The 21,590-nt window shown below is 44.1% G+C and carries 25 protein-coding genes; 4 read left to right on the top strand and 21 right to left on the bottom strand.

Annotated elements, in window-relative coordinates:
* Positions 1–29: 29 nt before the first annotated feature.
* Positions 30–686, bottom strand: coding sequence for a 6-phosphogluconolactonase (locus IAE16_RS01025; RefSeq protein ID WP_323700848.1), 657 nt, complete (start codon positions 684–686; stop codon positions 30–32).
* A 300-nt stretch (positions 687–986) separates the two neighbouring features.
* Here IAE16_RS01025 and IAE16_RS01020 point away from each other — a divergent pair, with 300 nt between their 5' ends.
* Both IAE16_RS01020 and thyX read left to right on the top strand, forming a co-directional pair.
* Complete coding sequence (locus IAE16_RS01020; RefSeq protein WP_323700847.1) at positions 987–1,676, top strand: SIR2 family NAD-dependent protein deacylase; 690 nt, start codon at positions 987–989, stop codon at positions 1,674–1,676.
* Positions 1,673–2,602: an FAD-dependent thymidylate synthase gene (gene thyX, locus IAE16_RS01015; RefSeq protein ID WP_323700846.1), complete on the top strand. Its 930-nt coding sequence runs from the start codon at positions 1,673–1,675 to the stop codon at positions 2,600–2,602. Before IAE16_RS01020 ends, thyX begins: the two co-directional genes overlap by 4 nt.
* Here thyX and rpmA read toward each other — a convergent pair.
* From rpmA to thiO, 9 genes are all read right to left on the bottom strand, one after another.
* On the bottom strand, positions 2,592–2,858 hold the full coding sequence (gene rpmA, locus IAE16_RS01010; protein ID WP_323700845.1) for a 50S ribosomal protein L27: 267 nt from the start codon (positions 2,856–2,858) through the stop codon (positions 2,592–2,594). The genes thyX and rpmA overlap by 11 nt on opposite strands.
* A 1-nt stretch (position 2,859) precedes the next feature.
* Entirely contained in the window at positions 2,860–3,159 is a 300-nt protein-coding gene (gene rplU, locus IAE16_RS01005) for a 50S ribosomal protein L21 (protein WP_323700844.1), read from the bottom strand.
* 62 nt (positions 3,160–3,221) lie between these two features.
* Entirely contained in the window at positions 3,222–3,422 is a 201-nt protein-coding gene (locus IAE16_RS01000; RefSeq protein WP_323700843.1) for a hypothetical protein, read from the bottom strand.
* A gap of 49 nt (positions 3,423–3,471) precedes the next feature.
* Complete coding sequence (locus IAE16_RS00995) at positions 3,472–3,948, bottom strand: peroxiredoxin (protein ID WP_323700842.1); 477 nt, start codon at positions 3,946–3,948, stop codon at positions 3,472–3,474.
* A 66-nt stretch (positions 3,949–4,014) separates the two neighbouring features.
* The gene (gene cfiA / locus IAE16_RS00990) at positions 4,015–5,976 is read right to left on the bottom strand and encodes a 2-oxoglutarate carboxylase large subunit (protein WP_323700841.1); all 1,962 of its coding nucleotides are present in this window, start codon (positions 5,974–5,976) and stop codon (positions 4,015–4,017) included.
* A gap of 13 nt (positions 5,977–5,989) precedes the next feature.
* On the bottom strand, positions 5,990–7,408 hold the full coding sequence (accC, locus tag IAE16_RS00985) for an acetyl-CoA carboxylase biotin carboxylase subunit (RefSeq protein WP_323700840.1): 1,419 nt from the start codon (positions 7,406–7,408) through the stop codon (positions 5,990–5,992).
* Positions 7,409–7,418: 10 nt separating this feature from the next.
* Positions 7,419–7,835 (bottom strand): OsmC family protein, encoded by a 417-nt coding sequence (locus IAE16_RS00980; RefSeq protein WP_323700839.1) that lies wholly within the window; start codon positions 7,833–7,835, stop codon positions 7,419–7,421.
* Positions 7,836–7,944: 109 nt separating this feature from the next.
* A complete protein-coding gene (locus tag IAE16_RS00975; protein WP_323700837.1) occupies positions 7,945–9,861 on the bottom strand; it encodes a PhoX family protein in 1,917 nt (638 codons plus the stop codon).
* 44 nt (positions 9,862–9,905) lie between these two features.
* Entirely contained in the window at positions 9,906–10,940 is a 1,035-nt protein-coding gene (gene thiO, locus IAE16_RS00970; RefSeq protein ID WP_323700836.1) for a glycine oxidase ThiO, read from the bottom strand.
* 20 nt (positions 10,941–10,960) lie between these two features.
* On the opposite strand from thiO, the gene IAE16_RS00965 reads away from it, so the two are divergent.
* Both IAE16_RS00965 and pheA read left to right on the top strand, forming a co-directional pair.
* Positions 10,961–11,395, top strand: coding sequence for a hypothetical protein (locus IAE16_RS00965; protein WP_323700835.1), 435 nt, complete (start codon positions 10,961–10,963; stop codon positions 11,393–11,395).
* Positions 11,395–12,486 carry a prephenate dehydratase gene (gene pheA / locus IAE16_RS00960; RefSeq protein WP_323700834.1) on the top strand — a complete coding sequence of 364 codons (1,092 nt, stop codon included), beginning with the start codon at positions 11,395–11,397 and terminating at the stop codon, positions 12,484–12,486. Before IAE16_RS00965 ends, pheA begins: the two co-directional genes overlap by 1 nt.
* Here pheA and IAE16_RS00955 read toward each other — a convergent pair.
* The 11 genes from IAE16_RS00955 to IAE16_RS00905 all read right to left on the bottom strand — a co-directional run bounded on the left by IAE16_RS00955 (position 12,472) and on the right by IAE16_RS00905 (position 21,551).
* Positions 12,472–13,341: a DUF58 domain-containing protein gene (locus IAE16_RS00955; protein WP_323700833.1), complete on the bottom strand. Its 870-nt coding sequence runs from the start codon at positions 13,339–13,341 to the stop codon at positions 12,472–12,474. The genes pheA and IAE16_RS00955 overlap by 15 nt on opposite strands.
* Positions 13,313–14,179: a slipin family protein gene (locus IAE16_RS00950; RefSeq protein WP_323700832.1), complete on the bottom strand. Its 867-nt coding sequence runs from the start codon at positions 14,177–14,179 to the stop codon at positions 13,313–13,315. Before IAE16_RS00950 ends, IAE16_RS00955 begins: the two co-directional genes overlap by 29 nt.
* 13 nt (positions 14,180–14,192) lie before the next feature.
* A complete protein-coding gene (gene ilvD, locus IAE16_RS00945; RefSeq protein ID WP_323700831.1) occupies positions 14,193–15,860 on the bottom strand; it encodes a dihydroxy-acid dehydratase in 1,668 nt (555 codons plus the stop codon).
* Positions 15,853–16,476 (bottom strand): hypothetical protein, encoded by a 624-nt coding sequence (locus IAE16_RS00940; protein ID WP_323700830.1) that lies wholly within the window; start codon positions 16,474–16,476, stop codon positions 15,853–15,855. The genes ilvD and IAE16_RS00940 overlap by 8 nt, the downstream gene beginning before the upstream one ends.
* A 2-nt stretch (positions 16,477–16,478) precedes the next feature.
* Positions 16,479–17,486 carry an NADH-quinone oxidoreductase subunit NuoH gene (gene nuoH / locus IAE16_RS00935; protein ID WP_323700829.1) on the bottom strand — a complete coding sequence of 336 codons (1,008 nt, stop codon included), beginning with the start codon at positions 17,484–17,486 and terminating at the stop codon, positions 16,479–16,481.
* Complete coding sequence (locus IAE16_RS00930) at positions 17,486–18,022, bottom strand: Uma2 family endonuclease (RefSeq protein WP_323700828.1); 537 nt, start codon at positions 18,020–18,022, stop codon at positions 17,486–17,488. The genes nuoH and IAE16_RS00930 overlap by 1 nt, the downstream gene beginning before the upstream one ends.
* A complete protein-coding gene (locus IAE16_RS00925) occupies positions 18,019–18,555 on the bottom strand; it encodes a Uma2 family endonuclease (protein WP_323700826.1) in 537 nt (178 codons plus the stop codon). The genes IAE16_RS00930 and IAE16_RS00925 overlap by 4 nt, the downstream gene beginning before the upstream one ends.
* On the bottom strand, positions 18,552–20,309 hold the full coding sequence (gene nuoD, locus IAE16_RS00920) for an NADH dehydrogenase (quinone) subunit D (protein WP_323700825.1): 1,758 nt from the start codon (positions 20,307–20,309) through the stop codon (positions 18,552–18,554). The genes IAE16_RS00925 and nuoD overlap by 4 nt, the downstream gene beginning before the upstream one ends.
* Before the next feature lie 8 nt (positions 20,310–20,317).
* Positions 20,318–20,854: a NuoB/complex I 20 kDa subunit family protein gene (locus IAE16_RS00915; protein WP_173834324.1), complete on the bottom strand. Its 537-nt coding sequence runs from the start codon at positions 20,852–20,854 to the stop codon at positions 20,318–20,320.
* Between the two features lie 11 nt (positions 20,855–20,865).
* Positions 20,866–21,132 (bottom strand): hypothetical protein, encoded by a 267-nt coding sequence (locus IAE16_RS00910; RefSeq protein WP_323700824.1) that lies wholly within the window; start codon positions 21,130–21,132, stop codon positions 20,866–20,868.
* A 62-nt stretch (positions 21,133–21,194) separates the two neighbouring features.
* A complete protein-coding gene (locus IAE16_RS00905) occupies positions 21,195–21,551 on the bottom strand; it encodes an NADH-quinone oxidoreductase subunit A (protein WP_071212165.1) in 357 nt (118 codons plus the stop codon).
* Positions 21,552–21,590: the final 39 nt, after the last annotated feature.

The raw sequence follows: 21,590 nt of genomic DNA, 5'->3' as shown, positions 1-21,590 counted from the left end.
TTTTTGGACATAGCAGTAGGCATGGATTCTCACTTCAAGGGATAGGTTATGTCAGTGAATATGTAGCTCTTTAATTTACCCACGAGCCTACTGGCAGGAATATCTTCTCCTTTGATAATAGCTTCAAGAGCTTGCCTCTTTTCTTCACCTTTTAGGAAAAAAACAAGGACACAGGATTCATTGAGATACTCTTCTTTTAGAGACAGCCTAAGAAGTCCATCAGGAGACCTGCTTATGCAAACCTTCGGACTAACATCTTGGCACTCCACACCCGGGAACAAAGAGGCAGTATGTCCGTCCGCACCCACGCCAAGAAGTGCTATATGTAGTCTATCTGGGAGTTGAAAACTATAATCCATAGCACATTCTTCCAGTGGCATCTCCGTCTTAAAAAAGGCAAGCCTGCCTCTATTACCTATCGCCTCTTTTACCACCCTATAGTTGCTTAACTCGGAAGAAAAAGGCACATACCTCTCATCACTAAGATAAAACCTAAGCCTATCCCAAGGTAGCTTTTGAGAAGAAAGCATTCTGTAAAGCTCTATTGGAGTTTTCCCACCTGCAAGAGCGACATGGCAAATCCTTTCCCTTTTAAGAAACAGACCAAAGAGCCTCAAAAGAAAACCGAGCAAAAGCCTATCCACTTGTGGAGAAGAAAAGAGAATTCTGTTGTTTACCCTCTTCATGGTATAGTAATAATTATAAGCTAAAGGACTCTTAGGGATTTTTTTGTTCCCATGACCTTCTGGCAACTGAATAGCTCCTTTACCTATTGAAGTTAATGGGTAGTATTAACCAAAGAGGATTGAAAGGTCTATGATTGTTAACTTACAATATGGCAGTCTTTTCTTTGAGCTTTTCAGAGTGCCTCAGCATCTATATTATTGGCTATCCCATTGAAGTGTTTACCTTTATGCTTTTGCTCGTTGCCAATCCATCGTGTGGAGTTGAAACTACACATCCAAAAAGCTATAAACTAATTACCTATGAAGTTAGCAGTCCTCACTGGTGCTGGCATATCCGCAGAGAGTGGTGTTCCCACCTTTAGGGGGCAAGGTGGTCTTTGGAAAAGCTACAGACCAGAAGATCTTGCCACTCCCCAGGCTTTTAGAAGAAACCCAGCTTTGGTGTGGGAGTGGTATCTTTGGAGAAGGAGCGTAATAGCAAAAGCAGAGCCTAACGCTGGGCACATTGCACTTGTGGAGCTTGAGAAAAAATACTGCGAAGACTTCCTGCTTATTACCCAAAACGTGGATGGGCTTCACCAAAGGGCTGGTTCAAAAAGACTTGTGGAGCTTCATGGGAATATATGGAGGGTCAAATGCCTCTCCTGTGGTGCGGTTTATTATGACTATTCTGTAAGCTACGCACAGCTTCCACCTGCCTGCAAGGAATGTGGTGGGCATATTAGACCAGACGTGGTCTGGTTTGGAGAGGCTCTGCCTGAGGATGCCTTAGAGCTTGCCATAGGGTGGGCAAGGAGTTGCGATGTGTTTGTGGTTATTGGCACTTCCGCAGTGGTGTATCCTGCGGGTGAGCTTCCATACCTTGCAAAGGAGCATGGTGCAAAGGTTATAGAGATAAACCCAGAAAGCACACCTGTCTCTCCCATTGCAGATGTTATAATAAGAGAACCAGCAAGCAGTGGTGTGAAAAAACTACTGGAGGTCTTATGAAAGTCTACATAATGGGTTCTGACCAAAGAATAGTCCGCTGTGCTCGTGTATCCTTTGCAAAGGACGAAGAGGTTGACAAAGAAAGGGACACAAGGCTTATAAGATATCTCTTCCAGCACAAGCATGCCTCACCCTTTGAGCATGTAATAATAGCCTTTGAAGCTGATAAAGGGCTTTGGCTTGAAATCCTTAAAAACCTACCAAGCCCTGCAGTGCAAGTTTACTATTCTAAAGGATACATATGGCTCAACCTAAGGAACTACATAAACGCCATGGAGCTATTCCCATCAGAGGTAAAAAAAGCTTTAGAGGAAAAACTGCCTGCTACCACTGCTATAATATTCGGTCAAGAGCCACAAGCCTACTCTACAGACCACGCCTACGTGAAAGATAAAATAGAGACTTCCTCTGGCTGGCTTGGTTTGGTTGATAGTCTTGAGCTCGGGACAGATATGGACTACTATACCTTTGTAGTGGAATGCCCGCTCTTTGTAGCCCGCCAGTGGCATAGGCATAGGTTTGGCTCATATAACGAAGTTAGCAGAAGATATGTGAGCTACGAGCCAGACTTTTACACTCCTGGCTATCTTAGAAAGCAGGCAAAGAGCAACAAGCAGGCGTCAATTGAAGAACCAGTAGAAGAACCCTGGAACTCACTATTTCTGAAAAAGATAAACTGGTATGTGCAAGACCTACAAGACCTATACAAGGCTATGACGGAAAAGGAAGTCGCCAAAGAACTGGCAAGGGGTATTCTGCCTCAGTTTATGAAGACAAGGTTTTATTGGACGGTGCCACGAGTGGCTCTGGATAACTTCATAACCTTAAGAACCCATGAAGGAGCTCAAAAAGAAATAAGAGAATTCGCAGAAGCCATAAAAGACTTAGTAGGCTACAGAGAGACAGACAAAAAGCTCAGGCTGTAGCGGTCTCAAGGGGCAGGACACTTACTACCTTCTTATTTCTCCTATTTTCAAACTTCACCACACCATCTATCAAAGCAAAGAGGGTAAAGTCCGAACCCATTCCCACATTTACGCCGGGATAAACCTTTGTCCCTCTCTGTCTTATTATTATGTTTCCTGCCTTGACTATCTGACCATCATGCCTTTTTACACCAAGCCTTTTGGAATTACTATCTCTACCGTTCCTCGTTGAACCACCACTTGCCTTGGACGCCATATTATACCTCCTGTATATCCTTTATCAATATTTCTGTGTAGGGTTGTCTGTGTCCTCTCCAACGCTTATAGTTTTTCTTTGCTCTAAACTTAAACACTATAACCTTCTTGTGTTTCCCGTGAGATAAGACCTCAGCAAGGACTTTACCCTTGCCAAACTCTATAGAACCATCCTCTCTTCTCAAAAGCACAGGGGAAAATTCAAGAACCGCACCAACATTACTGGGCAGTTTTTCTACCTTTAACTTAGCTCCTTTTTCAACCTTATACTGCTTTCCACCAGCTTCTATAATTGCATACATAACTTCTTCCCCTCAGTAAAGAATTTAAATGGGGGCAAAACCCCCGAATGTGCTTACTGCTTTTACTCTCCGCCCTGTTGTTGTTCTACAGGTTGCTGTTCTTCAGATCCTTGTTGCTCTGCAGGTTGTTGTTCCTGCTGTTCAGCAGGTTGCTGTTGCTCTTCTACAGGCGGTTGTTCTGCTGGTTGCTCCGCAGGCTTTTGCTGGCAGGATGCTGCAAGGAGTGCCAAGCTCGCAACTCCAAGTGCTATAAACTTCCTCATTTTAGCTACCTCCTTTATTGATTATATTAAGCTATCATTATACAACCTGTCAAGGGGTTATGTCAAGTTCTCTAAGGAGGCTTTCCACATGACCTTTTGCCTTGACATTGTAAAAGGTTTTTAGTATCCTTCCCTCTGGAGATATCACGAAGGTGCTCCTAATTACCCCCTCTGTCTCTTTCCCATACATCTTCTTCTTGCCATAGGCACCATAGGCTTTCATAACTTCCTTTTGAGGGTCGCTAAGCAATATAAAGTTAAGTCCATACTTTTCCTTGAACTTTTTGTGAGACTGCAAACTGTCAGGACTTATGCCTATAACTACAAAGCCTTTTGACTTGAGTATGTTGAGATTATCCCTAAAGTCGCAGGCTTCTTGCGTGCAACCAGGGGTATCATCTTTGGGGTAAAAATAAAGTATAAGAGGAGAGGAAAGCAAGTCCTTTAGACAAAACTTACCCTCTTTCCCCTCATGGTCTATCCCTTCAAGACAAAAGTCTGGTGCAAGCTCTCCTTCTTTTAGCATATTAACAATTATACTACTTTTGTCTTAGAGAAGAGGGCGGTCCGTTTATGACCACCTTTTGAGTTTTCATCCGTAAGTATCGCCCTCTGGCTTAACGGGTTCTATCCTCAAAAGTGCATCGTCAGGAGTCACATTATCACCCGGTTTTGCGAATATCTTCTTTACAACGCCAGTAATGGGTGCGTGTATCTCATTTTCCATCTTCATGGCTTCCACTATAGCTACCGTTTGACCTTCATTAACAGGTTGACCTTCCTCTACCAAAATCCTCACAACCCTTCCGGGCATAGGTGCTGTTGCATCTCCTGGCTGGCTTGCCTTTGGTATACCTTTTCCTTCCGCCTGAACCACCGCTTGAGGAACACCACCAGAAGGCACAGCTTCAAGTTGAGGTGTTAATTGCACCTCTTCCAGCTTTCCATCTACCCTTACATAATATTTTCTCGGCTTACCGGGCTCCGCATGGGCACTCACACCTTCCACCTTCACCTTGAATTTTTCCCCGTGATATATAACCTCAAACTCCACAGGTGCAGCACCGGGCACCGTGCCGGGTTTTACCTCTGTAGCTTCTGCCAACTCCTCTATCGGCTCTGCGGTTAGCTCTCCCTTTTCCCTTGCGGTAAAGTAGTCCTTGGCTTGCATCGGGAACAGAGCATACAAAAGCACTTCCTCGTCTGTAGGCTCTCTTCCGAGCAGTGTGCTTGTCTCCTCGTATGCCTTGTCCCAGTCTGTGGGGTCTGCAAGGTCTGCAGCTCTTATTGAAAAGTCTGGTTCTTTGCCAGATCCGAGAATTTTTTCCGCAAGCTCCTTTGAAATAGGACCTGGTGGTTTTCCGTATTTTCCTTCAACGTAGTCTCTTACCTCCTTGGTTATCACCTTATATCTCTCACCAGATATAACATTAAGGACTGCCTGCACGCCTACTATTTGAGAGGAGGGTGTGAGAAGTGGTGGATATCCAAGGTCTCTCTCTACATTTGGAACTTCCTCAAGGGCTTCTTCTATCTTGTCTATAGCGTTTGCCTCTATGAGCTGTGCCACCATATTGGAAATCATACCACCCGGTATTTTGTGTATAAGCACTTTGGCGTTAACTCCTGCGTATTCAGTCTCGTATTTCTTATATTTCTTGCGTATATGTTTAGTAATCTCCGCACACTCTTCTATTTTCTTTAGGTCAAGACCTGTGTCAAAGGGTGTGCCTTCAAGCATTGCCACCACGGACTCCGTTGCTGGGTGTGATGAGCCAAAGGCAAGTGGAGATAGAACAGTGTCAACCATATCCACACCCGCAAGTATTGCCATCATGTGGTTCACTATAGCAGTTCCACTCATGTCGTGGTTATGAAGTAAAACCGGCAGTCTTCCACCTGTGGCTTCCTTTATCCTCTTTATTATGGTGTAGGTTTCAAGGGGCATAATAATACCAGTGGCATCTTTGAAGGACAGCCAGTCCGCACCCATCTCCGCTATCTCAAGGGCATACTCTACCCATTTCTCTATGGTATGCACGGGGCTCCTTGTGTAGCTTATCTCCGCATGGGCTTCTCCACCAAGCTCCTTTATAGCCTTTACTGCAGTTTGGATGTTCCTGTTGTCATTAAGAGCATCAAAGACCCTAAAAACAGTTATGCCGTTAGCTATAGACCTTTCTACAAACTTGTAAACCAGCTTGTCAGACTTGGGTCTGTATCCTACAATGTTCTGACCCCTAAAGAGCATCTGAAGTTTGGTGTTGGGCATAACCTCCTTTATGCGTCTTAGCCTCTCCCATGGGTCTTCTTTGAGATATCTAAGGCACACGTCATAAGTGGCACCACCCCAGACCTCCACCGCATAAAAACCTACCTTGTCTAACTTCTCACACAGAGGTAGAAGGTCATCGGTTCTTACACGGGTGGCAAGTTTGCACTGCTGACCATCCCTTGGCGTGAGGTCTGTGATAAGTATCTTTTTCCTAAAGCCAGACCTCTCCATTTCCTTGAGCTGTGCTTGAATTTCCTCCATTATCTCCACGGCCTGCATGCCTTACCTCCTTTTATAGTCCATGATATGCGGCTATCGCCGCAGATATAAAGGCTACAAAATCTTCCTTGTTTCTTACCTCCTCATACTCAAAGAGATGAGGATGGGTCTCTAAATACTTGGTGTTAAACTTACCAGCCCTAAAGTCTGGGTCCTTCATTATCTCTATAAGCAAGGGTATAGTGGTCTTTATGCCAGTAATCTCGTAGGTCTCCAAAGCTGCCTTCATACGGTCTATGGCAACCTCCCACTGAGGAGCCCAGACTATGAGCTTGGCTATCATAGAGTCGTAGTAGGGGGTTACCTCATAACCCCTTGACGCTGCATGCTCCACCCTTATACCAAAGCCACCGGGTGCATAATACCTTTCTATAGTTCCTATGCTTGGTGCAAAGTTCTTTTTGGGGTCTTCTGCGTTTATCCTCACCTCTATGGAGTAGCCATTAAACTTTATGTCTTCCTGCTTATATCTTAGAGGCTCACCAGCAGCGATTCTAATCTGCCACTTTACTATGTCCACGCCTGTTATCATCTCCGTGACTGGATGCTCTACCTGAATCCTTGTGTTCATCTCAATGAAGTATATGTTTCCCTTCTCGTCTGCTACAAACTCCATAGTGCCTGCACTGTAGTATCCTATCTCCTTTGCCGCCTTAGCTACAAGCTCTCCATAGTATGCCCTCCGACCGGGAGTAAGGAGCAAAGATGGTGCTATTTCTACGAGCTTTTGGTTTCTCCTTTGAATGGAGCAATCCCTCTCACCGAGATGTATAACATTACCGTATTTGTCCCCAAGAACCTGAAACTCTATGTGGTGTGGGTTTTCTATGTATTTTTCAAGCAAAAGGTCTCCCCTGCCAAAGGCTTTTAGGGCTTCGTTATAGGCGTTTTCGTAGTTTTTCAGCAGTTCTTCCTCGTTCCTGCATATCCTTATACCTCTTCCACCGCCACCAGCGGAAGCCTTCAAAAGCACAGGGTAGCCTATTTCTCTCGCTATCTGTTTGGCTTCTTGCTCATCCTTTAGAATACCATCGCTTCCGGGCACAGTGGGAAGTCCTGCCTTTTTGGCTATTTCCTTAGACCTCGCTTTGTCTCCCATAAGCTCTATAACCTTCCAATGAGGACCTATAAAGTTTATTCCCTTTTCCTCACAGAGCCTCGCAAAGTGTTCGTTTTCTGCCAAAAAGCCATAGCCCGGATGGATGGCATCCGCACCCACTTCCAAAGCAAGGTCTACTATACGTTCCGCATTAAGGTATGTATCTAAGGGGTTTACCCCTATCATATAGGCTTCATCCGCCATCTTCACATGCCTTGCGGTGGACTCTATCTCATTGTATATGGCAACGGTTCTTATGCCAAGCTCCTTGCAGGCTCTTATAATCCTACAGGCTATCTCACCCCTGTTTGCTATGAGAACCTTTTTAAACATGCACCGCCTCCTACAAGAGCTCTATTTTGTATTCTATGGGTGCCACCTTGTTTATCATGTAGGCTATGGAACAGGTTCCAGGGTCGTATATGGTTTTATCTAAGGCTTTTTTCACATCTTCTTCAGAGACATCGCCTTTTACCTTTACAAAGAGGTATATCTTGGTAAAAACCTTTGGATATCCCTCTGTTATCCTCTCTGCATCCGTTTCTATCTCTATGTGTTCCGTGTGCTTGCCTTCTTTATGCAGAGCTTCGTAGAGATGTATACCCACACAACCCGCTATGGAATGAAAGAGAAGCTCTGGAGGTCTTATACCTCTACCCTTACCACCCACATAACCCGCTGCGTCTATTGGCACCTCTCTGCCAGACTCACCTGTACCTATGAAGTGAAAGTCTTCCTTTTGAACCACCCTTACTTTCATGCCTGCCTCCTACCAAAAAGTGGTTAATAATTATAAGCTAAGTTTCCAAAAAGTGATGTTTTTTGTCATAAGAAATTAAAAAGAGGGGAAGGAGGCAAGGCATGAGTTTTTATGCAAATATTTCTCCTCCGTCCTTCCTCCAGACTGCTATTACCGAAGGTCTTGGAATTGGAATATCGCTCTCATATGGCCATCTTGTTAGTTGACCCCCTAAACCACCCTCTCCTGGGTGTTGTATGGCACAGAAAAAGGTTTTCCAGTCATCCGAAAACTCAGGTCCGCATATTTCACAGCCAGGCACTCCAGAGAGGAACATTTTAAATTCTTTAGTAAAGGGATTAAGCACGTAAACTCCGTCGTTCTTCTTGAGTCTTGAGGAGTTTGGATTGCCATCTGTGGCTATCCATACGTTTCCGAGCCTATCTATCACAAAGTTGTCTGGTGCAGAAATAGCAGGCGTTGAGGAGCTTGCAGGTTGACCGTAAATTATCAATTTCTTGTTTTCTTCAGAAGCGTTGGGATCACCACAAAGTATTGGTATTTGCCACGTGAATGTGGTTGACGCAGGATTACCGTTTGCCTCTTTTATCTCTAACACGTGCCCCATTACATTGTTCGCTCTGGGGTTAGCTCTGTCAGTTCCCGGTTGCCCGCTTGCCCCTCTTCTTTCATTAAAGGTTAGAGCTACCCATGCACTTTTTGTCAACGGATTCCATTCTATATCTTCTGGTCTGTCCATCATGGTAGCTCCAAGTGCATCCGCAGCGCCTCTTGTGTTTATGAAACAAAGGACTGGGTCGCTTTTGAAAGGTTCAGGAAGGTCTGGATTGGGTGTTATAGCATAAGTGCCATCTGGCTTTTTTTCGCACTTGGCTATAAGTATCCACTCTCCAGTAAGGTCATCCTTGAACTTTGCCACATATAGCTCACCCTCATCAAGAAGGTCCATGTTTGCTTGCCTGTTGTTAGGGTCATATTTACCCTTTGTAATAAACTTATAGACATACTCAAACCTTTCGTCATCTCCCATATAGACCACCACCCTACCATCTGGTGCTACTACACAGTTTGCTGCTTCGTGCTTGAACCTTCCGAGAGCGGTTCTCTTTATAGGTGGTTTTGTAGGGTTAAATGGGTCAACCTCTACCACCCAACCGAAACGAAGTGGTTCTGTAGGCTCCTTTTCTATATTGAAACGCTCACTGTATTTATAAAAACCATACACCATAGCCCACTCACTGGGAACCCTATAACGGTAGTGAAGTTCCTGTATCAACCTTGCTTTAGGGTGTTCTATCTTAAACTCGTCTCCCCAAAAGTAGCTATGAAAGTTCTCTTCACAGGTTAACACCGTTCCCCAAGGAGTTTTACCACCAGAGCAGTTATTTAGAGTGCCATATACGAACTCACCTTCCTTATCGTAGGAGGATTTCATGAGTGTGTGCCCTTTTGCAAGACCGCTTATTTCACATCTGGTAGAGCCTGTTATCCTTCTATTGTAAGGTGAGCCTTTCACATAATGCCACTTACCATTGGACTTTCTTATTTCTACCACAGACACGCCATGTGCTTCTAACATAAGCATAGCTTCTTCTCTGGTTGGTCTTTGCCCCGAGGGAGCAAAATTGGAAAACATAAGCTCTGGATTTGTATATTCATGGTTTACCACAAGCAGTGCCCTATCATCCGACAGTCTGAAAAAACCTACATAATCACAGTTATATCCAAAGGAAAATTTTTGACGCTCCACATCCTCCCATGAAGGACCTTTTTCGTAAATCCTCTTCCAGTCAAGAGATGGTCCTTTGTCTAAGGCATCACCCCAGCGTATGAGCACCACATATTCAAAACCTTCTGGCAGAATTATCCTATCCTCTGTGCTTGGTTGAATGCTTCTAAAGCCCAAACTTTTTGAGAAGGAAACTTTAGGAGATAGTCCCAGCACAACACTACCCAACAGCATCCCTTTTAGAACATCTCTACGGCTAATCGCCCTTTCCAAAATCTCTTCAAAGTATTCTCCCATGGTTTCTAAAGATAAGGTATTACTGTTAAGATTTCATTAAGACTTTAAGCAAACCTTCTGTGTGAAAAAGGGTCAATAAAAGGAGAGCTTTCCTCCTTCATATGGTCCTTTACAACCCTTGCAGTAATAGGTGCGTGTAGGATACCATTTCTATAGTGCCCTGTTGCTATAAAGTAGTTTTCTCCAACTTGAAAGATAGGCTTCTCATCAGGCGTGGCAGGTCTATAGCCGTAGAGGGTGTTCATTAATGTAGCCTTAGATAAAGTAGGAACAATACGTATAGCACCTTCTGAAAGTTGCTTTAAACCTTCAAGGGTGTTGCCACCCATAAAGCCCACATCTTCAGAAGTGGCACCCACATAAAGGTATTTTTCTCTGGGTATAAGGTAAGAAATAGAGGAGTAGTGAACTCTTGAGAGGCTTACCCCTTTGAGTTTAAGTGCTTGCCCCTTTATTGGATAAACAGGAAGGTCAAAAAGCTCTCTCGTCCAAGAACCTAAGGCAAAAACATAAAAATCACCTCTATATTCTGACCTAATACCCTTTATGCTTTCTATCTCATCCTCTTTTTTCATCACGCTGGTTATCTCATCCACCACATAGTCCACACCAAGCCTATTCATAGCAAAAAGCAAAGCATCCATTAGCATCTCTGCGTCCACCCACGCCTCTTCTGTATAGTGTATAAGGGATATAACATCCTTTGACAAGTCCTTTCCCTTCTGTAAAAGTTCAACACCATAGCCTGCCCTTTTGTATCTTTCTGCCACCTTGAGAAGCTCCTCCTCTCCTTCTAATACTACCCTGTATATACCCTCTTGCCAAAAGTCAACCCTTTGTTTAGAAACATCACTCAAAAACCTTATAAAATCTGGATACTCCTTAAGGCTCTGATAAGAGAAGTCAAAAAGCTCACCCTCTAAGCCTTCGGAGAAAGGTGCTAACATCCCTCCAGCGGTCCAAGAGGTAGCTTCTTCTGGGTTTCTTGTTATGACTTGAACTTTATAGCCTTCGGATGCAAGAAGCAAGGCACAGCTCAAACCTATTACTCCACTTCCCACTACAATGATTTTCATCATGGTATATAATTTAATTCGTTATGGGTGAACTTAAAAGGAAACTTGATACAGATTATATTTATTTTGCGGAGGTTGAACTGCTCTTTAACTATGGTGTAGGATACCCAGACCTAATAATCAAACTTAGGGAGAAGGTCTATCAAGAAGGGCTTGAAGAAAGCCTTTATGTGAAAAAGGCGGACAGAAAGCTCTTTCAAAATGTGCATTATTTTCTTGAGCTTCTTGAAAGGTCTGATGAGCCAATGGAAGATGACGATAGTCAACCCATAGAAAAGTGGTGGTGGCATCTTCACAAAATAGCAAAGGGTAAGTATCCAAGCCTCATGTTAAAAGAGTATCTCAGAGAAGTTTATAGAAAGCGCAGAAAGTATTGGAAAGTCCGGGAAAAGGGTTTATACCCCACAAGACATTCCACCAATTATCAACTTCAACACCTACATCTTGCAGACAGATAATGGAAGACCTAAAAGAGTTAAGAAGAGAAATAGACGCCATTGACGAGGAGATTTTAAGGCTTCTTAATCAGAGGGCAAGGCTTGCCAAAAGGGCAGGTGAGATAAAAAAGGGTATGGGTCTTGAGGTTCATGTTCCAGAAAGGGAAAGGGAAATAATAAACCGTATCATAAGACTAAATAGGGAGCTTTACGGCGAAGAGTTTCCCACCGAGGCGGTAGTCCATATATATAGAGAAATAATCTCTGCCTGCCTATCGCTGGAAAAGGAGCTTAAAATAGCCTATTTGGGTCCAAAGGCAACCTTTACACACCAGGCTGCACTTGAATACTTTGGCTTCTCCGCCCATTATGTGCCAGTAAGCACCATAGGAGATGTCTTTAGGGAAGTTGAGACGGGTAGAGTTGACTACGGTGTGGTTCCAGTGGAGAACACCACAGAAGGAGTTGTCAACTATACTCTTGACATGTTTTTAGAGTCTGACCTTAGAATAGTAGGAGAGGTGGTAATACCCATAAAGCTCAATCTTCTATCTACTGCAAACGGATTAGAAAATATAAAAACCATATACTCTCATAGACATGCACTCGCACAGTGTAAGGAGTGGTTAAGGAAAAACCTCCCACAGACAAGCCTAATAGAAACTGAAAGCACCGCCAAAGCCTGTGAGCTGGTTATGGAGCTTGAGGATGCAGGTGCTATAGCCAGTGAAGTTGCCGCATACACCTATCACCTTAACATACTTGCGGAAAATATACAAGACAACCCTAACAATTACACAAGGTTTTTGGTGATAGGGAAAAGGTGGATGAAGCCTACTGGAAAAGACAAAACAAGCCTGATATTTGCCATAAGGGATGAGGCTGGGGCTCTCTATAAGGCTTTGGAGAGTTTTTACCGACATGGTGTCAACCTCACAAAGATAGTCTCAAGACCATCAAAAAAGAAGGTTTGGGATTATGTGTTTTTTGTGGACTTGGAGGGACATGCGGAAGAGGAGAATGTAAAAAAGGCTTTGGAGCTTTTGCAGGAGAGGTCTCAGATGGTCAAAGTCCTCGGCTCATATCCAAAGGCACTTCTACAGGAGGGCTAACTCGCTTAGCAGTCTCCTTTTGTGAGATACTCCCGTTGAGGGCTGTATAGTCCTGTCTGTTAGCCTTAGCCCTACTTGTCTTCCCTCTGAAGTAAACCTTCTCACTAAGTACGCAAGTTTTGATACACGCTCTTCTAAGGTTCCTTCCACCATGTCCAAACTTAGGACTACTGGCGGTGCGGACTCTTCCACCATGTCCTTTACGTATAAACTGCCCGTTTTTGCGGAAATCTTCCAATGGATTAGCTTTAGAGGTTCATTAGAATATTCCCTAACCCCGTAGAGCTCCTCATAACCGCGACTCCTACTTTGAAACTTGGCTTGACCCTTTTCCCTCTGAAAGGCACTTAGATATGTCTCCGCCACCGCCAAAGGCTTTGGAAACACCACCAGATTCACAGGAACTTCTACGCTGTAAAACCTTTCAAAGAGACCTATAGGAAAGGAAGAAGCCACCTCAAGGTTTATACTTGAGTAATGCCCCCTTCTTTCAAAGATTGTAGAAACCATACCCTCTACTTCTTTGCCCCCAAGTATAAGGGGAAACACATAGCTCCCCTCTCCTATCCTTACACCTACCAGAAAGGCAGGAAGCCTCTTTCTGTTTTTTACCAAAACTCTAAGCTCAGTCATGGTGCCAGCGTAAACTTCCTCTGGTGGGATAAGGACAACCTCAAGCTCCCTTAGGTTGTAAAGGGACAGAATGCCAGAAAGTAGCATAAAGGAAAGCATATAGGATACTACAAGATATAGTAGATTGTTGGCGGTATTTACCGCTGCCACGCCTAAAAATATGGTTATGCCTATAAATATAACTCCAACCCTGTTAACCCTGACCTTGTATCTTGTTTTCACCGAAGAAAACTCTGAAAAGCTCTGTAGGTATTGGCACAAGAACCGTATTGCCTGGCTTTGTGGCTACGTTTTGTATGGTTTCAAGGTATCTAAGCTGGATGGCTATAGGCTGGGTTGCAAGTATTTGTGCCGCCTCTGCCAGCTTTTGTGCTGCCTGATATTCCGCTTCTGCTGCAATTATCTTTGCCCTTCTTTCCCTTTCCGCCTCTGCCTGTCTTGCCATAGCTCTGCGAAGTTCCTCAGGCAAGTCTATTCTTTTTAACTCCACAGCTACCACCTTCACACCCCAAGGGTCTGTTTGTCTGTCAATAATCTCCTGAAGTTGAAGGTTTAGTTTTTCTCTTTCAGAAAGTAGTTCATCAAGCTCTGCAGCACCGCACACGCTTCTTAGAGTGGTTTGTGCTATCTGAGATGTGGCATACAGATAGTTTTCAACCTGCACTATAGATTTAACAGGGTCAACCACTCTAAAATATACTACTGCATCCACACTAACAGACACATTATCTCTGGTAATTATGTCCTGTGTAGGCACATCAAGGGTGACGGTCCTAAGGTCCACCTTTACCATTCTGTCAATTATGGGTATAAGTATAAAAATACCAGGTCCTTTTGCTCCTATTACCCTTCCAAGCCTAAAGATAACCGCCCTTTGATACTCTGGCACTATTTTCACCGCAGTGACTAGAAATACGATTACTGCAATAGCTATAACTATCAGAGGAGAAAAACCCATGGCAATACCTCCTATAAATTTAAGTATGTCGCCTCCCGCTATGCTGGCAAGAACTACTGCTATAAACAACAAAAAGGGCAAAAGGTCCAAAATAGGCTTCATGCTCTAAATTATATCATACCTCAAGGATAGCACCCTTTGAAGCAGAGGCTACGAATTTTGTATATCTCCTGAGCCATGAGCTTTTTATAGGCTTTTGCTTAGGAAGGAATCCTTCCATCCTCCTTGTGAACTCTTCCTCTAATATGAGAAGCTCCAACCTTCTGTTGGGAATGTCTATAAGTATCTCATCACCATCTTGCACTATCCCTATAGGTCCTCCTGCCGCAGCCTCTGGAGAAACATGTCCTATACAAGCCCCCCTCGTACCACCGGAAAACCTACCATCGGTTATAAGAGCAACCTTATCTCCCAAACCCATACCCATTATAGCAGAGGTGGGTGAAAGCATTTCTCTCATACCAGGTCCGCCCTTTGGTCCTTCGTAACGTATGACCACCACATGACCAGGCTTTACCTTACCCCCAAGTATACCTTCTATGGCTTCCTCTTCTGAATCAAAGCATATGGCTTTGCCCCTAAAGACCAACATATTAGGGTCAACTCCTGCGGTCTTTACCACAGCACCTTCTGGTGCAAGGTTTCCAAAGAGTATGGCTATACCACCTTCTTTGGAGTATGGCTCTTCTATTCTCCTTATGACTTCACCGTCCGCGTCTGGTGCTTCTTGGGCTATTTCTCTAAGGGTCTTGAGGCTCACTGTTGGTCTATCTGGGTAGGGTAGATATCCACCTCTTATAAGCTCTTTTAGGATGGCAGGTATTCCACCTACATTGTCAAGGTCTTGTATGTGGTAATGAGATGCAGGTGATATTTTGCATATATTGGGTGTCCTCTTTGATATTTCGTTTATGCGTGCAAGGTCGTATTCAACGCCTGCCTCCCTTGCTATAGCCAAAAGGTGCAATATGGTATTGGATGAACCTCCCATAGCTATATCTACCGCAAAGGCGTTGTCAAAGGTCTCTTGTGTTAGCAAGTCTCTCGGTCTTATATCTCTTCTAAGTAGCTCCATTATCTGCCTTGCAGTCTTGCGGGCAAGGAGCTCTCTCCTTGGGTCTACCGCAGGAATAGTGCCATTGCCAGGCAGAGCCAGACCTAAAACCTCTGTAATACAGTTCATGGAGTTTGCGGTAAACATACCAGAGCAACTTCCACAAGTAGGACAAGCATGTTCCTCTATGACCTTTAGCTCTCTTTCTGTGATCTTCCCAGCCTTGAGCTGACCTATGCCTTCAAATACGCTTATGAGGTCTACTTTTTTGCCATTTACCTCTCCCGCCAGCATAGGACCACCGCTTATGAAAATGGCAGGGATGTTTAGTCTTGCAACCGCCATAAGCATACCTGGGACTATCTTGTCACAGTTAGGTATGCATATGAGAGCATCCAGCTGATGAGCTTCCACCACTGTTTCAATGGAGTCCGCTATAAGTTCTCTTGAAGGTAAAGAATAATGCATACCGTAATGCCCCATCGCTATGCCATCGTCCACACCTATCACATTAAACTCTATAGGAACGCCACCCGCCTTGCGAACCTCTTCCTTTATAGGCTGGACAAACTCTCTCAGATGCACGTGTCCTGGAATTATGTCAATGTAAGAGTTGGCTATGCCAATAAGAGGCTTATCAAAATCCTCATCAGATAGCCCACAGGCTCTGAGAAGTGCCCTATGAGGCGACCTCTCTATTCCCTTCTTAACCTTATCACTTCTAAGCACCTTTCACCTCCTCAAAGTTCAGAATATCCATATATTCCCATTCTCTATAAGCCATAGCGTATATGTTAGTCTTAGATAACTGCTTAACAAAGTCTTCCTTAAAGCTAAGACTTGCCATGATGAGGATTAGCTTCTTATCTCCAAACTCAGAAAAGTATTGCAGAAACCTCTTTGCCTTTTCCTTAAACTCTTCTATGTGCTTTTCTCTCGGAGTAGACTTCGCCTCAAGAAGAAAAGCCTTGTCTTGGCAGACCGCTACCGCATCAAACTCCTCATATATACCCTTTTCACGATTGATGTATTCAAGTCTCATAAAGGTTTTCTCTGGCTCACAGCCAAAATATTTCCTTATCACAGGTCTAAAGGCTGGATATATGATGTCCTCCACGATTGTTCCCAATTTGTTGGCAAGCTCGCCCCAGCGTTTGTTGTTTTCTCTACGATATTCCTCTATCCTCTTATTTGTTTCCTCCTTATATTCTCTTATCTGTCTATCCACCTCCCTTTTGTATTCGGACAGAAACCTCACCACCCATTTTTTGAAGTCAGCCATTTCTTCTATAAAGTATTCAGCGAGCCTCTCAAGTCTTTCAAATCTTTCTTCAAGTTTTTCCATAACTATAGAATATAGGCTAACACTGCGGTCAAAACCACGTTCACTATGGATATGGGTAGCATTATCTTCCAGCCTATTTCAGTTATATCCTTTGCTTGAAACCTTGGCAGTGTCCAGTGTAGCCACAGCACAAAAAAGACAAGGGCAAACATCTTTATGAGAAACCATAGGTAAGGAGACAAGGGTCCAAAGATATACGGTCCTGACCATCCACCAAAGAAAAGCACTACAGCTATAGCAGACAGTGCCATAACATTTAAATACCACTCCGCTAATGGAAACACTCCAAACCTCATACCGCCATATTCCACGTTATAACCTGTAACGAGCTCCGCCTCTGCCTCCTGGATGTCAAAGGGAACTCTTCCAGATTCCGCAAGCATACAGAAAAGGTATAGAATAAAGGCAACTGGTTGGTAGACTATAAACCATACACCCCTTTCTATCTGGGCTTGCACTATACCTGTGGTGCTCATAGTGCCAGCGAGGAGAATAACACCAAGCACAGAAAAACCAAGCACCACTTCGTAGCTTATTATCACCGAGGCCTTCCTAAGAGAACCAAGAAAGGCATATTTGGAGTTAGAAGCCCATCCAGAGAATATGGTTCCGTATACCGCCAGAGAACCAAAAGCGAAGACCAAAAGCAAAGCTATGTTTACATCCGCTATCATGGGTTTTATCTGATAACCAAAAAGGGTAAACTCAGGACCAAAGGGTATGACAGAGAAAAGAAGTATGGCAGGAGCTACCGCCATAACTACCGCTAAGTAATACACTGGCTTGTCCGCATTTTGAGGAATAACAGACTCCTTTGTTAAGAGTTTTATGCCGTCCGCCAAGGGTTGCAAAAGCCCAAAGGGACCTACCAATTTTGGACCCATACGAGCCTGAATATGCCCCGCCAACTTTCTCTCAAACCACGTAAGGTATGCACCTACTCCAAGAAAAACACCAAGAACCACAAGGATTTTAATGAGAGTTATCAAAAGAGAAAGCCACAACTCCATCACACTACCTCCAAAATTTCTGAAAATTCCCACTTAACTCCCCTGTAAACTTCCACCTCTTCCTCAAAGGAGTGGACACCGATTTTTCTTTCTTCGTCCACCACCAAGACGAGCCTTTTAATGAGGTCTACAAAAACCATTCTGCCTACTCCAAAGTTTATGTAATCTCTTAACTTTTCCTCAAAGTATTCCATTGAAGTCTCTTCTGCTATCACCTCTACCACAAGGTCTGGTGGTTCGTGCAAAAAGCCCTTTGGAATGTGGCTTAACTTTTCCTTTGAATAGAAGGCTATATCGGAAGCCCTCAGGGTCAGAGGCTCTTTCTTTATGAGAAGTCCAAGCTCTCCTGCAAATACATAGCCCTTCTTAGTGTCTTCAAGAGACCTTATTAACCTTTCTGTTATCTTTGCTACCGCCCTTGAGTGCCAACCTCCTGCTGGAGACATTTCTAATAGCCTCCCTTCTACCACTTCGTATCTGCCTTCCTTTGGCAGGTATTCCACATCAGCGTATGTTATTACCTCCAAAACCTTCACAAGCCCGCCTCCTCTATGGTTCTTGCAAAGTTTATCTTAACTCCCTTGTAAACTTCCACTTCTTCCTCAAAGGAGTGAACACCAATCTTTCTCTCTTCGTCCACCACCAAGACAAGCCTTTTAATGAGGTCTACAAAAACCATCCTGCCTACTCCAAAGTTTATGTAGTCTCTCAACTTTTCCTCAAAGTATTCCATTGAAGTTTCTTCTGCTATTACCTCTACCACAAGGTCTGGTGGTTCGTGCAAAAGACCTCTTGGGACTTTCTTTAATTTCTCTTTTGAATAGAAGGCAATATCGGAAGCCCTCAAAGTTAAAGGCTCTTTTTGTATCACAAGACCCAGTTCACCTGCAAGCACATAGCCTATATCTTTTAGCTTTTCTCTTAGCCTTGAGGATAACTCCGCAACCATATAAGCATGCCAACCTCCTGCTGGAGACATTTCCAATAGCCTCCCTTCTACCACTTCGTATCTTCCTTCCTTTGGCAAATCCTTTAGGTCTTTGTAGGTAAGTAGGTCTTTGGTAGTCATCTGTCTGTTTCTCCCACCACTGGGTCAAGGCTTCCCAATAGGGCTATGGCATCCGCAATAGTTCCATCCTGTATGAGCTTTGGGAATATGGAAAGGTTATAAAGAGCTCCTGACCTAATCCTTAGTCTATAGGGCTTTGAGCCTCCTGTGGAGTATATGTAAAAGCCAAGTTCTCCCCTTGGGTTTTCTCCGCTGGAGTATACCTCTCCCACTGGTGCGGACTCTCCATGCACTACTATACGGAAGTTCTTTACCATGTCCTCAAGGTCCATAAAGACATCTTCCTTAGGTGCCATTACCGCTGGATGCTCCTTGTTTACGTAGGGTGCGGACTTGGGAAGTTTTTCCAGCTTTGCCACGCACTGCTCTATTATTCTTAGGCTTTGGACCATCTCCTCCATACGCACCAAATACCTGTCGTAGACATCCCCTACCTCACCTACAGGAATATCAAACTCCACCTCATCGTAGGCAGCGTAGGGTTCAAGTTTCCTTATATCGTAAGGCACTCCAGAGCCCCTGGCTACAGGACCAGTAAGACCGTAACTAAACACATCTTCCCTACTTATAACACCTATGTCCTTTGTCCTTCTTAGCCATATACGATTTCTCGTGAGCAGGTTGTGATACTCCTTAAGTCTGTTGGGAAAGTCTTTTATGAAGGCTTTTACCACATCCAAAGTGCCTTCCGCAAGGTCATAGTGGACTCCACCTATCCTCAAAAAGGCAGAGGTTAGCCTAAAGCCAGCGTTTCCTTCTATAATATCCATTATCTTTTCCCTTTCTCTGAAAGCGTATAGGAAAACAGTCAACGCTCCAAGGTCAAGGGCACCAGTGCCAAGCCACAGCAGATGAGAGTTTATCCTTTGAAGCTCTGCGAACATAGTCCTTATGTAGCGCGCCTTCTCTGGCACTTCCACACCCAGCAGTTTTTCTACTGCGGTCACGTAGGAAAGTTCATTACAGACTGCAGAAATATAGTCCATACGGTCTGTGTAAGGCAAGAATTGGAAGTAATATACGTTCTCTGCTATCTTTTCCATTCCTCTGTGGAGCTGTCCAAGAATGACGTCTGACTGGACTACTTTTTCGCCATCTAAGTCAAATAAAAACCATATGGTGCCGTGAGTCCCAGGGTGCAGTGGTCCCCAGTTTAACACAAGCTGTGCCTTCTTTTGAAGCCTTGACTTTTCTGTTCTCTCAAGGTCCTCAATGGTTGCCACCCTTGTGTGCATAAGCTCATAGTCGTGACTTGGTGGCTCTGTCCTGCCTGCATATAGCTCCGTAAGCGATGGGAGCTCCACTTCCGGAAAGCCCTCCATGGGAAAGTCCTTTCTAAGTGGATGGTATGGGTAGCCCTCCCACATAAACATCCTTCTAAGGTTTTCGTGCCCCTCGTAAACCACACCAAACATATCGTAGGCTTCTCTCTCTGCCCATTTGGCACACTGCCATAGCCCACTAAGAGATGGAAGTTTTCCGTCCCTTGCCCAGGTTTTGACTATGACCCTTTCATTGGTATCTGGGTTATAGAGTATATATAAACCTTGAAACCTCTCCTTCTTATCAGGAAAGTCTATACATGTATGGTCTATAAAGAGCTTGTAGCCTTCTTTCTCTTTCAGGTGCCTTAGCAGGTCTATAAGCCTTTCTTGCTTGACATGTAGGTTGGTTGTGTGTCTTGTAAACTCTATCTCCACATCCTTAAACTCAAACTTTACTCTGTCCGCTACCGCTTTGTTCATCCAAGGCATGTTTCACCTCATACGGTTATTTCTCTTGGGACAAGTCCTTGACGCTCTATATCCTTTTTAAACTCTTCAAAGGCTTTGTCATATTTCTTGACGCCCTTTTCCTTTATCTTTTTCTGAAGCTGTAGGATGCCGTAGAGAAGCCCTTGAGGATGCGGAGGACAACCGGGTATATAAACATCCACAGGTATTATTCTATCCATACCCTGCAGTGTTGAGTAGGTAGGAAAAGGACCACCTGCAGAAGCACAGCCTCCCATGGTTATACACCACTTAGGGTCTGGCATCTGTTCCCAAAGGAGCTTTAGCATGGGTGCCACCTTGTTAACCACAGTGCCAGCCACTATAAGAAGGTCTGCCTGCCTTGGAGAGGCCCTGAATATGACACCAAGCCTATCAAGGTCAAATCTTGAGGCCGCAGCGTGCATCATCTCTATAGCACAACAGGCAAGTCCTATGGTAAGCGGCCACAAGGCATTGCGTCTGCCCCAGCTTAGTAGCTCATCCACCGTTGTCAAAACAAAGCCGTTAGAATTAAGCATAGCCATCTCAAACCTCCTTACTTTAAAAGTCTTATTATCTCTAAAATTAAGCCCAAAGCGTCTCTGTTAAAGACCGCTACAAGCACCGTGAGAATAATAAGCCATAACTTGATAAGCCTTAGCTCCGCAGTAAACCTTACCTCAAGCACTTTTACCTCTGCCCTGACTTTTTCTACTTCCGCACTGAGATCCGCCCTAACCTTTTCTATCTCCGTTCTAACTTCTGCGATATCTGCCTTTGTTGCAAGTTCTTTAGTTAGCTCCTCCTTAGTCTCTGACTTCATAAAGGGTTTGCTAACTCCATATAACAAGATTGTCATAGCCTCTTATAAGATATCCTTTTTGTCTAAAACTGCCACTTGAGAGCCCCCTTCTTCCACTCGTAAGCAAGACCAAGGGTAAGAATAAAGATAAACAGCAATGCCCCCACAAGTCCATAAAGACCTACCTCTTCAAAGACAACTACCCATGGAAAGAGAAAGGCTACCTCAATGTCAAAAAGAATAAGAGAAATACCTAACAGATAATAACCTTGCTTAAAGACTCCTCTTGCCTCTGGGTCATACAGAGGAACACCGCATTCGTAGGGATAGCCTTCCATTTTTTCCTTTGTCTTTGGACCAAGCAGGTCATTAAGAAAGCTAAAGGCAAGCCCTATAAACAAGGCGATAAAGAAAAACAGCAAAATGCCTACGTATTCCATGTTTTTATTCTACCATCTTTGCCTTTTTATTTCAAAAGT

Source organism: Hydrogenobacter sp. T-2, assembly GCF_033971325.1.
GTDB lineage: Bacteria > Aquificota > Aquificia > Aquificales > Aquificaceae > Pampinifervens > Pampinifervens diazotrophicum.
Note: the sequence above shows the minus strand (reverse complement) of the source record. Positions and strands in the feature narration are given on the sequence as shown.

What these genes read in the sequence shown, in the direction of transcription:
- IAE16_RS01025 (WP_323700848.1), bottom strand. Translation starts at nt 686, where the DNA reads ATGAAGAGGGTAAACAACAGAATTCTCTTTTCTTCTCCACAAGTGGAT.
- IAE16_RS01020 (WP_323700847.1), top strand. Translation starts at nt 987, where the DNA reads ATGAAGTTAGCAGTCCTCACTGGTGCTGGCATATCCGCAGAGAGTGGT.
- thyX (WP_323700846.1), top strand. Translation starts at nt 1,673, where the DNA reads ATGAAAGTCTACATAATGGGTTCTGACCAAAGAATAGTCCGCTGTGCT.
- rpmA (WP_323700845.1), bottom strand. Translation starts at nt 2,858, where the DNA reads ATGGCGTCCAAGGCAAGTGGTGGTTCAACGAGGAACGGTAGAGATAGT.
- rplU (WP_323700844.1), bottom strand. Translation starts at nt 3,159, where the DNA reads ATGTATGCAATTATAGAAGCTGGTGGAAAGCAGTATAAGGTTGAAAAA.
- IAE16_RS01000 (WP_323700843.1), bottom strand. Translation starts at nt 3,422, where the DNA reads ATGAGGAAGTTTATAGCACTTGGAGTTGCGAGCTTGGCACTCCTTGCA.
- IAE16_RS00995 (WP_323700842.1), bottom strand. Translation starts at nt 3,948, where the DNA reads ATGCTAAAAGAAGGAGAGCTTGCACCAGACTTTTGTCTTGAAGGGATA.
- cfiA (WP_323700841.1), bottom strand. Translation starts at nt 5,976, where the DNA reads ATGCAGGCCGTGGAGATAATGGAGGAAATTCAAGCACAGCTCAAGGAA.
- accC (WP_323700840.1), bottom strand. Translation starts at nt 7,408, where the DNA reads ATGTTTAAAAAGGTTCTCATAGCAAACAGGGGTGAGATAGCCTGTAGG.
- IAE16_RS00980 (WP_323700839.1), bottom strand. Translation starts at nt 7,835, where the DNA reads ATGAAAGTAAGGGTGGTTCAAAAGGAAGACTTTCACTTCATAGGTACA.
- IAE16_RS00975 (WP_323700837.1), bottom strand. Translation starts at nt 9,861, where the DNA reads ATGGGAGAATACTTTGAAGAGATTTTGGAAAGGGCGATTAGCCGTAGA.
- thiO (WP_323700836.1), bottom strand. Translation starts at nt 10,940, where the DNA reads ATGATGAAAATCATTGTAGTGGGAAGTGGAGTAATAGGTTTGAGCTGT.
- IAE16_RS00965 (WP_323700835.1), top strand. Translation starts at nt 10,961, where the DNA reads ATGGGTGAACTTAAAAGGAAACTTGATACAGATTATATTTATTTTGCG.
- pheA (WP_323700834.1), top strand. Translation starts at nt 11,395, where the DNA reads ATGGAAGACCTAAAAGAGTTAAGAAGAGAAATAGACGCCATTGACGAG.
- IAE16_RS00950 (WP_323700832.1), bottom strand. Translation starts at nt 14,179, where the DNA reads ATGAAGCCTATTTTGGACCTTTTGCCCTTTTTGTTGTTTATAGCAGTA.
- IAE16_RS00940 (WP_323700830.1), bottom strand. Translation starts at nt 16,476, where the DNA reads ATGGAAAAACTTGAAGAAAGATTTGAAAGACTTGAGAGGCTCGCTGAA.
- nuoH (WP_323700829.1), bottom strand. Translation starts at nt 17,486, where the DNA reads ATGGAGTTGTGGCTTTCTCTTTTGATAACTCTCATTAAAATCCTTGTG.
- IAE16_RS00925 (WP_323700826.1), bottom strand. Translation starts at nt 18,555, where the DNA reads ATGACTACCAAAGACCTACTTACCTACAAAGACCTAAAGGATTTGCCA.
- nuoD (WP_323700825.1), bottom strand. Translation starts at nt 20,309, where the DNA reads ATGCCTTGGATGAACAAAGCGGTAGCGGACAGAGTAAAGTTTGAGTTT.
- IAE16_RS00915 (WP_173834324.1), bottom strand. Translation starts at nt 20,854, where the DNA reads ATGGCTATGCTTAATTCTAACGGCTTTGTTTTGACAACGGTGGATGAG.
- IAE16_RS00910 (WP_323700824.1), bottom strand. Translation starts at nt 21,132, where the DNA reads ATGAAGTCAGAGACTAAGGAGGAGCTAACTAAAGAACTTGCAACAAAG.
- IAE16_RS00905 (WP_071212165.1), bottom strand. Translation starts at nt 21,551, where the DNA reads ATGGAATACGTAGGCATTTTGCTGTTTTTCTTTATCGCCTTGTTTATA.